General features: G+C 59.9%; 15 protein-coding genes. All 15 read left to right on the forward strand.

From position 1 onward, the window contains the following. Positions 1–51 precede the first annotated feature (51 nt). Positions 52–573, forward strand: a complete 522-nt coding sequence (locus QMX91_RS03680; RefSeq protein ID WP_098967477.1) for a hypothetical protein — start codon at positions 52–54, stop codon at positions 571–573. 3 nt (positions 574–576) lie between these two features. Beyond that, positions 577–1185, forward strand: a complete 609-nt coding sequence (locus tag QMX91_RS03685; protein WP_282412260.1) for a phage baseplate assembly protein V — start codon at positions 577–579, stop codon at positions 1183–1185. Positions 1186–1199: 14 nt separating this feature from the next. Further along, positions 1200–1532: a phage baseplate protein gene (locus QMX91_RS03690; RefSeq protein WP_003222189.1), complete on the forward strand. Its 333-nt coding sequence runs from the start codon at positions 1200–1202 to the stop codon at positions 1530–1532. Next, positions 1529–2524, forward strand: a complete 996-nt coding sequence (locus QMX91_RS03695) for a baseplate J/gp47 family protein (protein WP_282412261.1) — start codon at positions 1529–1531, stop codon at positions 2522–2524. The genes QMX91_RS03690 and QMX91_RS03695 overlap by 4 nt, the downstream gene beginning before the upstream one ends. Beyond that, a complete protein-coding gene (locus tag QMX91_RS03700; protein ID WP_282412262.1) occupies positions 2521–3156 on the forward strand; it encodes a phage tail protein I in 636 nt (211 codons plus the stop codon). The genes QMX91_RS03695 and QMX91_RS03700 overlap by 4 nt, the downstream gene beginning before the upstream one ends. Next, a complete protein-coding gene (locus QMX91_RS03705) occupies positions 3157–6000 on the forward strand; it encodes a phage tail protein (RefSeq protein ID WP_282412263.1) in 2844 nt (947 codons plus the stop codon). It begins immediately after the preceding gene. Between the two features lie 10 nt (positions 6001–6010). Continuing rightward, entirely contained in the window at positions 6011–6520 is a 510-nt protein-coding gene (locus tag QMX91_RS03710) for a DUF4376 domain-containing protein (protein ID WP_247839998.1), read from the forward strand. A gap of 101 nt (positions 6521–6621) precedes the next feature. Continuing rightward, positions 6622–6807, forward strand: coding sequence for a hypothetical protein (locus QMX91_RS03715; RefSeq protein ID WP_007964321.1), 186 nt, complete (start codon positions 6622–6624; stop codon positions 6805–6807). Positions 6808–6809: 2 nt separating this feature from the next. Further along, a complete protein-coding gene (locus QMX91_RS03720; RefSeq protein ID WP_282412264.1) occupies positions 6810–7976 on the forward strand; it encodes a phage tail protein in 1167 nt (388 codons plus the stop codon). Further along, positions 7976–8482 carry a phage major tail tube protein gene (locus tag QMX91_RS03725; protein ID WP_282412265.1) on the forward strand — a complete coding sequence of 169 codons (507 nt, stop codon included), beginning with the start codon at positions 7976–7978 and terminating at the stop codon, positions 8480–8482. The genes QMX91_RS03720 and QMX91_RS03725 overlap by 1 nt, the downstream gene beginning before the upstream one ends. 182 nt (positions 8483–8664) lie before the next feature. Continuing rightward, the gene (locus QMX91_RS03730; RefSeq protein WP_027611060.1) at positions 8665–9246 is read left to right on the forward strand and encodes a phage tail assembly protein; all 582 of its coding nucleotides are present in this window, start codon (positions 8665–8667) and stop codon (positions 9244–9246) included. Positions 9247–9374: 128 nt separating this feature from the next. Then, on the forward strand, positions 9375–11663 hold the full coding sequence (locus QMX91_RS03735) for a phage tail tape measure protein (RefSeq protein WP_282412266.1): 2289 nt from the start codon (positions 9375–9377) through the stop codon (positions 11661–11663). Continuing rightward, complete coding sequence (locus QMX91_RS03740; RefSeq protein ID WP_047601251.1) at positions 11663–12046, forward strand: phage tail protein; 384 nt, start codon at positions 11663–11665, stop codon at positions 12044–12046. The genes QMX91_RS03735 and QMX91_RS03740 overlap by 1 nt, the downstream gene beginning before the upstream one ends. Next, entirely contained in the window at positions 12039–12251 is a 213-nt protein-coding gene (locus tag QMX91_RS03745; protein ID WP_098967490.1) for a tail protein X, read from the forward strand. Before QMX91_RS03740 ends, QMX91_RS03745 begins: the two co-directional genes overlap by 8 nt. 9 nt (positions 12252–12260) lie before the next feature. Beyond that, complete coding sequence (locus QMX91_RS03750; protein ID WP_282412267.1) at positions 12261–13289, forward strand: phage late control D family protein; 1029 nt, start codon at positions 12261–12263, stop codon at positions 13287–13289. Positions 13290–13384: the final 95 nt, after the last annotated feature.

Here is a 13384-nt window from a genome sequence, read left to right on the forward strand (position 1 = left end):
CACAACTCATGCGGCGGGGCTGCGCGTGGACAATTGAAAAGGAGGTCATGCATGCCCGCACCGATCCAGCAGCCTTCGCAGCTGTTCACGGCGATGGCGACTACCCTGCGCAACAGCGCCGGCCTTAATTTGCAAGTTGGCAATCACGACGACTTCACGGCACCCGGCGCTCAGGCTTGGGCATTGATCGACTTCGACCGTAATGCACCCGGTGCACGTGCCGCTGACGGGCGAATTGCCCACGTCATGACGGTATCGCTGCAAGTCATTCCGGCACTTTCTGCGAGCGCATTTGCCGCCTGCGATCTGATCGCCGTACTGAAAAACCTGATCACCGACAACCGTTGGAGCCTGCCCGGCGCTCAATGTGATCTGCCGATGAACATTGATGGTTTGCCGTCAGTGCTCACACGCGCCGAGCAGCAATACAAAGCCTGGACTCTGACGTTCAACCAGACCCTCTATCTCGGCCCGACCTTGCTCGACGACCCGCTCGGCACGCCGAAATTCGCCCGTACCTGGGAAGTCAGCAATATCGACGACCCGGACCAATACACCGCGCTGGAGGCCTGACCGATGTTCGACGCATTACTGCGCATGCAACTGGGGCCGATCATCGAGCGGCTGGCCGAGATGGAAGCGGAAATCGACGACCTGCACCGCCGCGCCGAGAGTTTCTGTCGCATCGGCGTCTGTCAGGCTGTCGATGCGGCGAGCAACACTTGCCAAGTCAGCCACGGAGGATTGCTCACGCCGGCGATCAAGTTCTTCAACCCCAGCGCCGGAGCGCAGAGCGAATCGCGGATTCCAAGCGTGGGCGAGCAGTGCCTGCTGCTCAACTACGGCAGCGGTGAAAGTGGCGCGCAAAGCGTGGCGTTGTTTGGTTTGAACAGTGACCGCTTTCCACCGACGGCAACGGTACCGACGCTGACGCGCCGGGTGCACGTTGATGGCAGTGAAAGCGGCTACGACGACGCCACACACATTCTGCACTGGCAGAACGGCCCGGCGGCTTTCACCGGTTCTCGCGAGTCGCTTGCACTGAGCATCGGCCCGGCGCAACTGACGATGACGCCACAGCTGATCAGCCTGCAACTCGGCGCCGTCGGCCTGAGCATTGACGCCTCGGGCGTGCACTTCAGCGGCCCGTTGGTGGATCACCAGGGCCGCGTCATCAGCCCCTGAATCAAGAGCTTCCCATGATCGGAATCGATAGAGACTCCGGGGCCACGGTCGACGACTGGCTGCAGTTTGTGCAGCGCGCGACCCGGGCCCTGACCACGCCGCTGGGCACCCGGCAAAAAAGGCCCCTTTATGGCTCGCTGATCCCCACGCTGCTGGGGCAGAACCTCGGTGACGACGTTCTGCTTCTGGCCCAGAGCCACGCGGCTCAGGCGTTCTACAACGCGCAGAACGGGATCAGCGATTTTCAGCCGAGCGTGATCGTCGCCAGCCGTCAGGGCGCCGGTCTGCTGCTGCGTTTCGCCGGCACCTGGAAAAACCGTCAACAGACCTTCGAGGTAGTGACATGAGCATGTTGATCCCCGGCCAGAACCAATTGGCCGAACCGGCGCTGATCACCGTCGACGCCTTCGAAGACCTGCTCGCCGAGTTCAAGACCTTCGTCGTCGAGTACGTCGGCGCCCGAGCGCCCGAAAGCGCGGCGAAACTCAAGACCAGCCTCGACAACGAGAGCGAACTGCTGACCCTGGCGCTTGAGGCTTTCTGCGTGCGCCTGCAAACCCACGAACGCAAATACAACGCTCGCATCAAGCAGATGCTGGCGTGGTGGGCCACTGGCAGCAACCTCGACGCACGGCTGGCGGACATGGGCCTGGAGCGGCAGTTGCTCGACCCCGGCGACCCGGCGGCATTTCCGCCTGTACCGCCGATTTATGAAAGTGATGACGACGCCCGGCTGCGCTATTACCTGGCGCCGCATGCGCCGGCTGCGGGATCGCGGATGCAGTATCGCCGCGAGGTATTCACCCTCGGTGAACGGCCAACGGTGAAGGTCGAATCCAGCGATGGCGGTGTGGTGAACGTCACCTACACCTTCAACCCGGACGGCTTGGCGGCACAGGTCAAGGACGGCAATGGTCGGCGCACGGCGCCGGGCGAAGTGCAGGTCACGGTGTTGTCGCGAGACGGCGATGGCACGCCATCCGCCGCATTGCTCGATGGCGTGCGTCAGCACTTCGCCCGCCCTGATGTGCGACCGGAAACCGACCTGGTCACGGTCAAGCCTGCCGACATTCAACGCTACAAGATTCGTGTGGTGGCCAAGATCAATTCCGGCCCCGACTCGGGCCTGACCAAAGTCGCCGCACAGCAGCAATTGCAGGCCTACGCCGACAGTTGCCATCGCCTCGAAGGGCGGGTCGATCCGAGCTGGATCGACTACACGCTGCACAGCGCTGGCGCCGTGCAACTGCAGATTCTTGAACCGCTGGCGCCGATCGTCACCGCGGCGTTTCAGGCGCCGTACTGCACGGCAGTCGAGGTCGAGGTGCTGACGTTATGAGTGAGTCAACGCATAGCCCGACGTTGCTGCCGGCCAACAGCTCGGCACTCGAGCGCGGGCTGGATCTGGGCTTCGGCGCACTGCTTGATCGCATCGCGCCGCCGTTCCCCGAACTGATGAACCCGAGCGAAACGCCGGTCGCATTCCTGCCGTATCTGGCAGCGGATCGCGGTGTCGCCGAATGGAGCACCAGCGCTCCGGAAGCGGAAAAGCGCCTGACCGTCGAACTGGCCTGGCCCACCGCGCGCCAGGCCGGCACTCGCAAGGCGCTGGAAAACGCAGCCAAGGGTTTGCAACTGCGCCCGGAAGTTCGCGCCTGGTACGAACAGACGCCGCCCGGCGTGCCTTACAGCTTCTCCGTGCGCGCCTTCAGCGAGCAACCCTACAGCGAAGAAATCGACGCCCGTCTCGACCGTCGTCTGGCCGATGCCAAGAGCGAACGGGACATCCTTTCGGTGACGGTTGGCTTGAGCGCATTCGGCAGCCACTCCATCGCCGCCGCGACTTTCTGCGGTGAGCTGACGACGGTTTATCCGGTGTTCATCGAAGGGCTTGAAACCTCTGGCGAGGCGTTCATGGCCGCCGCGATGTACACCGTCGAAACATCCACTATTTATCCTCAGGGGGCCTGAATGGCTGACTATTACACCCTGCTCACCAACGCAGGGATTGCCTACGAAACGGCGTGCAAGGCCGCGGGCGTGCCGATCAAGTTGACGCAGATTTCTGTCGGCGACGGCGGCGGCGCGGTCTACAACCCGGCCGCGACCGCCACCGCGCTGAAACGCGAAGTCTGGCGCGGGCCGCTCAACGCCCTGTTCCAAGACGAGAAGAACCCGAGCTGGTTGCTTGCCGAAGTGACCATTCCGCCCGATGTTGGCGGCTGGTATGTGCGAGAGGCCGGGCTGTGGACTGACACCGGCATTCTCTACGCCATCGTCAAATATCCGGAGTCATTCAAACCGGTTCTGGCTACTTCGGGTTCGGGCAAAGAGTTCTACATTCGCTCGATTTTCGAGACCAGCAATGCATCCCTGGTGACGCTGCTGATCGACGACACCGTGGTCAAGGCCACCCGTGCCTGGGTCATGAGTTATCTGGCCGAAGAACTCGGCAAACTCGATGGCAAGCAATCGGTGCGCGTTGCGGCCTCCACCAACATCGTGTTGAACGGTGCGCAGCAGATCGACGGTGTCGCCGTGATTTCCGGCGACCGTGTGCTGCTGGCGAACCAGACCCTGGCCAAGGACAACGGCCTGTGGATCGTCGCCAATGGCGATTGGGTACGGGCAACCGATGCCAACTCCAGCGCCAAGGTCACTCCAGGCCTGACGGTCATGGTCGAGGAGGGCACGGCGAACGGTGATTCGCTGTGGCACCTGACCACGAATGCGCCGATTACCCTTGGCACTACTGCGCTGACGTTCAAGATGCTCGCCGGGCGCACGGGGATTGCGGCCGGGACTTACAAGAGTCTGACGGTTGATGAATATGGTCGGGCGACTGCCGGGGCCAATCCTGAAACGCTGGCAGGGTTTGGGATTAAGGATTCCTATACCAAGTCTGAAGTCGAGGCGTTGATTGCCAAGGCATCGGCCTTGCCGGTGGGTTCGATTGTTGCGTTCCCGGTGGATGCACCGCCGCCGGGTTTTCTGGAGCTGGATAACAGCGTCAAGAGCAGTGCGACTTACCCGGACTTGAGCGCTTATCTGGGCGGCAAGTTCAACAAGGGTGATGAGGGTGTTGGGAACTTCCGGTTGCCGGAAGCGCGAGGCGAGTTCCTGCGTGGCTGGGATCACGGACGGGGAGTTAACGCGGGACGTGTCATCGGAACGTCTGAGGGTGAAAGTGTAATCAACCACGTCCACGTGGATAATTATCTAGTCGATAACACTGCTGTTCCGGGGATCCCTGGTGTTTCAAACGCTTCGGTAAGTCAGAGCGTATGGGGCAAGGTTTACGGTACGGCCGGCGGCAGCCTGAAATCATATTTGTCGAACGACCAAGCGAATGGGTTCGCGGGTAACGGCATCGGTGGTCTGTACAGTGGCCCCATGAAAGGGGGGGGCACGGAGACTCGCCCACGCAACATCGCCGTCATGTGGTGCATCAAAGCCTGGAACGCCCCGGTCAATCAGGGAACCATCGATGTAGCCGCACTGGCCAAGGAAGTCGAACGACTCAAGTCCGCTGTTCCGGTGGGCGCTGTTTTGGCTTTCCCGACGGGGATCGTTGCGCCGGGTTATCTGGAACTGGATGGCAGTGTGCAGAGCATTGCGACCTATCCGGATCTGGCGGCGTTTCTCGGTACCACTTACAACAAGGGTAACGAGGGGGCGGATAACTTCCGCTTGCCGGAGTCGCGCGGTGAGTTCCTGCGTGGTTGGGATCATGGCCGAGGAGTAGATGCAGGTCGCGCAGTTGGCAGCTATCAGAAAGGCTCACTGCTCTACGGTAACGACGACAATGGTGCTGAGGTTCATGGGCTCAATGGGATCAGTGCTAATCGAACTGGTCTGGGCTGGGACATTCCGGTGATGGCTGACTATTCCGGAGTCGGTGTTTACACGGCAAGCGGAGTGAATGTCCCAGGAACCTCCCTTTTTGCTCAGGCGCACTATGGTGTGACACGTCCGCGAAACCTGGCAGTGATGTGGTGCATCAAAGCCTGGAACGCGCCGATCAATCAGGGAAGCATCGATATCGCCTCTCTGGCTACTGAAGTCAAACTGGCTCGCCTAAATGGTGCGGAAGTAGGCGCCATGCGTAATCTGAGAGTATCGCTGCCTGTCGCGGCTTCCGTTGCAACGGTTACTGCTGATCAACTGATTGTCGAGCAACCGGGTGTCGCGCAGTACAAGTTGGCGAATCTCAATCTATCGCTCGATCTGACAACCGTCTGTGCAGGTGGCATGGACACCGGTATCGCTCCAGCAAACGGCAGTGTCGGGATTTACGTCATCTACAACCCCGAGTTGAAGGTTGCGAAGCTGCTGGGCGTCAATGCGACATTGAGTACCGCTCCTGAAATTTATGCGGGCACGAATATGCCCGCCGGTTATAGCGCCAGTGCGCTGGTCAGCGTGTGGCAAACCGGTGCCAGTCGATTGATGAACCCCGGCATTCAACATCAGCGTTCAATTTCCATTGCTCGGACGGTAGTGCTGGAAAACGGCATGTCGATGTCGCCGACACCGATCTCGCTGGCCTCTGTTGTTCCGAAGAATGCAAAAACCGTCGGTGGCTACATTCATTACATTGGTAGCGCTGATTTTCCGGGCGGTGGCTCTCTGGGGCTTTCTCCGGATGTTACCGAAGTAGGTATGAAAGCATGCGGCATTGGTGGAATCGTCGGACTGGGTGTTCTAAGTCCGTTCTCGGACCTGGTCATGGCGACTCCACAGACGATCTATTACCGTCTCTATGCGTCGGTCTCTCGTGCAAACGATGTCCACATCTCCCAATACACTTTTTAAGGAGTCATCTATGTTGAGAGCCTACTCAAATGTGGGGACGACCTTTCGATGTGTCGCCTCGGACTGGCCATTGGCTGACGGTGAAGTACTCTTCGACCATGAACCCACCCTTCAGGAACTGGAAAACTCATTTGGTTTCGCGAACGGCGAGCTGGTCTTGAAGCGCCAATTGGACCTGATTGCGCAGGAGCGATTTCGCCGAGAAGGTTCGGGTATCGTGGTCGCCGGTTTGATTATCGATTCATCCCGTGACAGTCAATCGCTGATTGCTGGAATGGCGGTTTCCGCGATGCTCGATCCTGAATATCGTTGCAGCTACAAGTCCGTTGCCGGGTTTGTCGATTTGACAGCCCAACAGATACTGCAAATTGCACAGGCTGTCAGGTCTCATGTTCAGGCCTGCTTTGATCGGGAAAAAGCGCTGTCCGAGTCTGCTCGAGCGGGAACGTTCAGCAGCGAAATGCTGACCGAGGGCTGGCCAGATTCCTTGCCTGAAACGCCAGTCGCAAACCTTCAGTAAAACGCCCCGCACCCCGGGGCGTTTTCTTATCCGCTCAAAAAATTCAACACCCGCCAAGCCCCTCCCCACGAGGGGCTTTCCTGTTTATGGAGAAACGAAAAATGGCAACCCGCCAAACCTACACCGTGCTCGTTCCATTCCCCACCGGCGGTGGGCACTGGTCGAGCGTCGGTCAAGACCTTGATCTGCTCGACGTCGAGGCCAGTGCGCTGCACAGCGCCGGTCGACTGGAATTGAAAACACCCTCCACCCAGGCCAAAAAGGCCGCTGCCAAGAAGGCTGACTAACCATGGCTGAGGTTTTGAACTTCGAGCACAACGGCATTACCGTCAATGCCACCGAATCCCCCGAGGCCATGGGTGGCCTGGGTGACAACGTCATCGGTCTGGTCGGCACCGCGCCGAAAGCCGATCCGCTGATTCCGCGCAACGCACCGTTCCGCATCAACAGCTTCACCACCCATGCGCTGCTCGATCCGACCGGCGCCGAAGAAGGCACGCTGTACCACGCGGTTTACCAGATCCTCAAAGTGGTCAAGGTGCCGGTCTATGTGGTGGTCGTCGAAGCGGGCGCGACCCCGGCCGACACCGTCAACGCAGTGATCGGCGGTGTCGATCCAACCACCGGCCGCAAGCTCGGTCTGGCGGCACTGGGCAGTGTCCCGGAAGACCTGACCATCATCGGCGCGCCAGGCTTCACCGGCACCAAAGCGGTGGCCAGCGAGTTCGCCTCGTTCGGCAAGCGCATCAAGGCCCGTGTGGTGCTGGACGGCAAGGATGCCTCGGTCGCAGATCAAGTGACTTACAGCCAGGAACTGGGCGGCGCCGACCTAGGCTTCGACCGTTGCCTGGTGGTGCACAACATGCCCGCCGTGTACTCGAAAGCCGCGAAGAAAAACGTCTTCCTCGCGCCGTCCAGCCTGGCGATTGCCGCGCTGGCCAAGGTCAAGCAGTGGGAGAGCCCGGGCAACCAGGTGACCTACGCCGAAGACGTGTCCCGCGTCGTTGAATACAACATCCTCGACACCTCCACCGAAGGCGATCTGCTCAACCGTTACGGTGTCAGCTATTACGCCCGCACCGTGCTCGGCGGCTTCTCGCTGCTCGGTAACCGCTCGATCACCGGCAAGTTCATCAGCTACGTCGGTCTTGAAGATGCGATCAGCCGCAAGCTGGTCAAGGCCGGCCAGAAAGCCATGGCCAAGAACCTGACCAAGTCGTTCATGGATCAGGAGGTCAAGCGCATCAACGACTGGCTGCAAACCCTGGTCGCCGACGAAACCATTCCTGGCGGCAGCGTGTACCTGCACCCGGAACTCAACAGCGTCGAGAAGTACAAGAACGGCACCTGGTACGTGGTCATCGACTATGGCCGCTACGCGCCGAACGAACACATGGTTTATCAACTCAACGCCCGCGATGAAATCATCGAGCAGTTCCTGGAGGACGTTCTCTAATGTTTACCAACCGCGTAAGACAGGCCATCGCGGCCACCCTGCAAGGCCTGCCGCTGTCGGCGACCGTGGAGGAATTCACCCCGCCGAAAATCGATTTCGACATGGAAAACATGACGGGCGGGCGCTTCATCGTTGAGGAAATGGCCAAGAGTGCCAAGCCGCTGAACGCCACGCTCAAGCTGCAAGGCACCGGTGCAGAAGTGTTGCTGGCGATGGGTGTGAAGCTGGGCGACGACATCCTGCTGAACGTGCGTGAAGCCGGTCAGGATCAGGACGGCAACACCTGGTTCACCTATCACACCATCGGGGGCAAGCTCAAAACCATGGGTGAAGACGCGATCAAGATGGGCGGCAAAGCCCTGACGACGCTGGACTTCTCCTGCCGCACCTACAACCGCCTGGAAAACGGCATCCCGGTGATCGACATCGACGTGCGCACCCAGAAGTTCGTGCTCAACGGCGTCGACATCCTCGGTGATGCGCGCCGTGCGGTGCTGATGCCGTAACCCCGGTTTACAGGCAATCATAAAACCCTGTGGGAGCGAGCTTGCTCGCGAAGGCGCCAGGTCAGTGGACATCAATGCTGAATGTCAGGCCGCTTTCGCGAGCAAGCTCGCTCCCACATTGGGCCAGTGTGACTGGCCGATGTTTAGCAATACCCCCTCAAGAATCACCAAGGAATTCATACATGTCGTGGATGCCACCCAAGCATGACCTGCTGTCGCCGATCACCGGTGACGACGGCGCGCAGATCGAGCAGATTCAGCTCAAGCCACTGTTCTACGCCGCACAGAAAGAAGCGCTGGAACGCGCCGGCGATGATGAAGACGATCAGTTCTTCGAACTGGCGCTGCTCGCCACCGGCCTGTCGGTCAAGGAGCTCGACCAGCTCAAACGCCCGGACTACGTGAGCATCGCCCAGTACGTGCACGAGATGTCGACCCGTCCGGCGTCGTACTTTCTGGAGCAGGTCGAGGACGCGGAAAAGTCCGACGATCCTGACGAAGTGCAACTGCTGCAACCGCTCGCCGTGACTGGCCGCACCGTGACCTCGTTGTCGCTGGAAATGCCCGCACTGCGCGCCACCAAAGTGATGAAGAAACTTAAAACGGCCAAAGAACGCGCCGAGTTCATCACTGCCCATTGCACCGGTCTGATGATCCCCGATCTGGCCCAACTGAGCGTCCCTGACTGGACCCAATTGCAGGTGCGCATCGACGATTTTTTAAACCAGCCGGCGGCCTACTTTCGGAACGCGACATCGAAGTAATCCTCGATATCGTCCCGCTCATTTACCCGGTAAGTGAGGCGGAGATTCTGGAATGGGACGCCGAAAAGGCGTTGCGCCGCTACGACATAGCGATCACTCGCCTTGGCGTGAAACAGGAGTAGAGCGGCATGGCAGATGATAACTATGCGTTGACGTTCGCTGAGGTCAATCAAGAAACCCGGGCATTGAGCACGGCCAGCAAGACTGCCGCCTTGATGGCTCCGACGATGTCAGCAGGAGCCGCAACACCTGCTTCGAACTTTGACGGCAGTGTTGCCGGGCTAAGCCTGGCGCTGGCCGATGCCACCAGCGAATTGCGAAATCTGACCGCCGAGCAGGTTCAGCTCAGGGATGTGTTGGGGTCGATACACGCTGTGCTGATTTCACAGCGCTCGCTGCAACAGTCTCTCAATGACCGGCCAGCACTAGCGGGCAGCGCGGCCGTGGGAGCTGAGTCGAAACCGTCAGGCGTCAATGGCGCAACGCAACCTTTCAAATACCTGCAGCCAGCGATCAACCTTGATAGCGCGATGGCGCGACTGGGACGGGTTGCAGGCGTTGAGGGCGATCAACGCGATGCGTTGCGGGTGTCGTTGGAGAAAATGGCCGCCGAGCGCAAAGTGGCAGCCGGCGGTACCACGGTGCTGGATCTGGCAGGCGTAATGTATGCCGGTGTCAAGGGTGGAGTTGGCAGCGAACAGAAGAATGAAGCCGCTCGGCAAAAAGACCTCAGTGATTTCACTCGAGACACTGGCATCACGGCCACAGCCTTTGAGATGAAGGCGCCGGATGTTGCGGATCTGCTGATCGGCTGGCGCACCTCAATGGGGCTCGACCGAGCAAAGACCCTCGACCTCGCCGATGCTACCAGTGTGCTGGGAAGCCGACTCAGTGCCTCGGTGGCTGATATTGGTTCGATCCTCAGCAACTATGGCGCTTCGGCAAAAGGTGCCGGGCTGAGTCCCGAACAGACTGCGGCTTTTGCTGCGGCAATGCTCAATGTCAACGTAAACAGGGCTGACGCCGGCGTGGCACTGGAGAGGATCACCACGACGCTGGCGTTGGGCGACAACGCATCAGTTAGTCAGAAAGCGGTGATCGCTCAACTCGACCTCGATCCAAAGTCCCTCGCTGCGCAAATGCAAGGGGATGCCCCCGGCGCGATTCTCAAGGTGCTTGAGGCGCTGAAGACAAAATCCCCCGAGCAGCAAGCCAGCCTGGCGATGACGCTTTTTTCGATCGACCAGCCGGTTGTGAAAATGCTCGAGCGCAGCGCTGATGTGCGAGGTGCATTTGATCTCGTCAAAGATAAACAGCAGTACGCATCTTCGGCGCGAGGCGAGGAGGGCGGGGCAGTCAATCAGGCTGCGCGGGCACTGTCTGATACGTCGCAAACGGGCTGGAACATTTTCACCGCTCAGAAAGATCGTCTCTTTAGCTCCGCTGGCGCTGCTGTGCTGGCTGATTTTGACAGGCTCACCGGGGTGATGGCTTGGGCGACTGATGGTTTGAGCAGCATGGCTGAAGAATCACCGGAGCTCGCGCGTACGTTGATTTTGAGTATTGCCGGTATTAAGGGCGTGCAGGTCGCTGGGTCGATGCTGGCCAAGGGCATTAGAGGAACGACATCCACTATCGACAACCTCAAGTTCGTCGGCACAACTGCCATATCCTGGGGTTCCGCAGCGCTTAACGGTGCGAAGGCTTGGGGGGGCGTTGCGCTGAACAATGCCAAGACTTGGGGTTCCGCTGGGCTTAACAATGCCAAGACTTGGGGTTCCGCTGGGCTTAACAATGCCAAGACTCTGGGATCCGTTGCGCTTGACCGAGCTAAATACCTGACATCCGGTCCAGGCCGAAGTCTGGTCAGTCAAGGTGCCCGTATCGGTCGTGTAGCTGGCCCTCTGAGTATGCCGTTGATGATGCTCGACTCCGGTATGGACGTGGTCAACGGCTTGCTCGATGCCGATGGCAAACAAACAGCTAGAGGAGCGGGCGGCCTGGTGGGTGGGGTTGCTGGAAATTACCTGGGGGCGCGCGTTGGTGCCTTCCTGGGGGCTTTCGCCGGTCCTGCCGGGGCACTTGTCGGTGGAGGGGTTGGCGGAGCAGCTGGCACCTACTATGGCAATCAGTGGGGAAGCGCATTGGGTGAAAAACTCGCGACGCCTGCACCGAACCAACTCGCCCCGCCGGTAGAGGTTGCCAAAGAACTGCCGAGCGCGCAGACGCAAAACCAGCAAGTCACCTTCTCCCCACTGATCCAGGTCACCTGTCCGGCGCCAGATACTGCCGAGCAGATTCGTACGATCATCGGCCAACAACTGAGCGGGCAATTCCACGGGCAGTTCCTGCCGCTGTTGACCAACAATCCGCTCGCCACCCGCCGTGACGCAGCCCTGACCGATGGAGTCGCCTGATGAAACAACAAATGGCTCTAGGCAGTTTCATCTTCGGCCTGTCGCGCAACTTTGCTTACAGCACGCTGGCGCGAAAGTCCGACGGTGGCTGGAGCGACATCCAGATCCTGACCAGCAAACCCAAGTCCAGTCAGACCGGGCAGAAAGCGGAATCGCTGACCATCAGCGGCACATCGATGTATGCCGTGGCCATGGATCGACTTGATGAATTACGCGCACTTCAGGCACAGCGGGTGCCGCTGCCGTTGATTGACGGGATCGGGCGCAACTGGGGTCTGTGGCGGATCAACAGCATCGACGAGAACCAGAGCGAGGTCATCGATGACGGCACCGCGATGGTGATCAAGTGGGTGGTCGGATTAACGGAGTTCAACAATGCGTAAGGTACGAAGCGTGGCCGGTGATTCAGTGAATCTGCTGCTCTACCGCGAAACCGGGCGCAGTGATGACGCCGCCGAAGATGCTCTGTGGACACTCAACCCGACCCTGGCCGAACACGGCCCGATCCTGCCTGCGGGTGTTTGGGTCACGTTGCCGGAACTCGACTCGAAACCGGCCAAGATCAAACCGCTCACGGCCTGGGATTAAGGAGGTTTCATGACACTGGGTTTCACCCCAACGGTAAGACTCTACGGGGCCCATTCGGCCCTGCTCAATCAACGCCTGATCAGTTGGGAACACATCGACGCTGCCGGTTTCGAGTCCGATCAACTGACGTTGACGATTGATCTTGAAGGCCTCGAAGGGCTGCCGGATCTGGGCGGGAAAATCGGCCTTGAGGTCGGTTATCTGGAGTCGGGAATGGTCGACAAGGGCCAGTTCAAAGTGACGCGCCTGACGCCGACGCTGTTCCCGTTCCGCCTGACGCTGGTGGCCACGGCGGCGCCGTTCAGCAAGGATGATGAGACGGGCTTCAAGCAACGCCGCACCGCCAGTCATGGCCCGACCACCTTGGGTGCGCTGTTTCGCAAACTGGTGTCGAGCCATGGCTTTTCACCGCGCGTTGCGCCCGAGGTGGCGATGATCAGAATCGAGCACGTCGACCAGTCCAACGAAACCGACATGAGCTTTCTGACGCGCCTGGCGAAAAAGTACAACGCGGTGACCAAACCCTACAACGACGTGTACGTGCTGGCCCGTCCCGGCCAGACCAAATCGTTGTCGGGCCAGGTGCTGGCGGACGTGACCTTGTCGGTGACCAGCAACAACCGTCCCGGCGATCACGCGTTCGTCAGCGCCACGCTGGAGGAGTCTGCCCGCGAGCAGACCAAGGGTTGCAAGACCTGTTTCTGGGATGGTGCTGCCGGCGTGTTGCGCTGGGTTGAAACGGGGCTTGCGCCGTTCAAGACCCTCCGCCAGAAACAACCCAGCGAAGCCGATGCGATCGCCGTCGGCGAAGGCGAAGTGCGCAAGATGCTCCGGCAAAAATACAAGGTGAAAATCACCTGCCCCGGCAATCCACTGCTGGCCGCCGAAGGCCTTGTGCTGCTCGACGAGACCTGGCCGGACTTCATGCGTGGGCGCTGGTCGATCGAAAAAGTCACCGCCAGCGGCAATCGCGAGAACAGCTATCGCTGCGTGATCGATGCCGCGTGCCTCGACCCGAAAGCCGAAGCCAAAGACTGATCTCACACCCACGAGTCCCCTGTAGGAGTGAGCCTGCTCGCGATAGCGGTGTGTCAGGCACATTGATTGTGAATGTGGCACCGCCATCGCGAGCA

This window comes from Pseudomonas sp. PS01299, assembly GCF_029960145.1.
Classification (GTDB): domain Bacteria; phylum Pseudomonadota; class Gammaproteobacteria; order Pseudomonadales; family Pseudomonadaceae; genus Aquipseudomonas; species Aquipseudomonas putida_A.

Bases quoted from the DNA above. Each gene is read 5' to 3' on its own strand.
- QMX91_RS03680 (WP_098967477.1), top strand. From the start codon at position 52: ATGCCCGCACCGATCCAGCAGCCTTCGCAGCTGTTCACGGCGATGGCG.
- QMX91_RS03685 (WP_282412260.1), top strand. From the start codon at position 577: ATGTTCGACGCATTACTGCGCATGCAACTGGGGCCGATCATCGAGCGG.
- QMX91_RS03690 (WP_003222189.1), top strand. From the start codon at position 1,200: ATGATCGGAATCGATAGAGACTCCGGGGCCACGGTCGACGACTGGCTG.
- QMX91_RS03695 (WP_282412261.1), top strand. From the start codon at position 1,529: ATGAGCATGTTGATCCCCGGCCAGAACCAATTGGCCGAACCGGCGCTG.
- QMX91_RS03700 (WP_282412262.1), top strand. From the start codon at position 2,521: ATGAGTGAGTCAACGCATAGCCCGACGTTGCTGCCGGCCAACAGCTCG.
- QMX91_RS03705 (WP_282412263.1), top strand. From the start codon at position 3,157: ATGGCTGACTATTACACCCTGCTCACCAACGCAGGGATTGCCTACGAA.
- QMX91_RS03710 (WP_247839998.1), top strand. From the start codon at position 6,011: ATGTTGAGAGCCTACTCAAATGTGGGGACGACCTTTCGATGTGTCGCC.
- QMX91_RS03715 (WP_007964321.1), top strand. From the start codon at position 6,622: ATGGCAACCCGCCAAACCTACACCGTGCTCGTTCCATTCCCCACCGGC.
- QMX91_RS03720 (WP_282412264.1), top strand. From the start codon at position 6,810: ATGGCTGAGGTTTTGAACTTCGAGCACAACGGCATTACCGTCAATGCC.
- QMX91_RS03725 (WP_282412265.1), top strand. From the start codon at position 7,976: ATGTTTACCAACCGCGTAAGACAGGCCATCGCGGCCACCCTGCAAGGC.
- QMX91_RS03730 (WP_027611060.1), top strand. From the start codon at position 8,665: ATGTCGTGGATGCCACCCAAGCATGACCTGCTGTCGCCGATCACCGGT.
- QMX91_RS03735 (WP_282412266.1), top strand. From the start codon at position 9,375: ATGGCAGATGATAACTATGCGTTGACGTTCGCTGAGGTCAATCAAGAA.
- QMX91_RS03740 (WP_047601251.1), top strand. From the start codon at position 11,663: ATGAAACAACAAATGGCTCTAGGCAGTTTCATCTTCGGCCTGTCGCGC.
- QMX91_RS03745 (WP_098967490.1), top strand. From the start codon at position 12,039: ATGCGTAAGGTACGAAGCGTGGCCGGTGATTCAGTGAATCTGCTGCTC.
- QMX91_RS03750 (WP_282412267.1), top strand. From the start codon at position 12,261: ATGACACTGGGTTTCACCCCAACGGTAAGACTCTACGGGGCCCATTCG.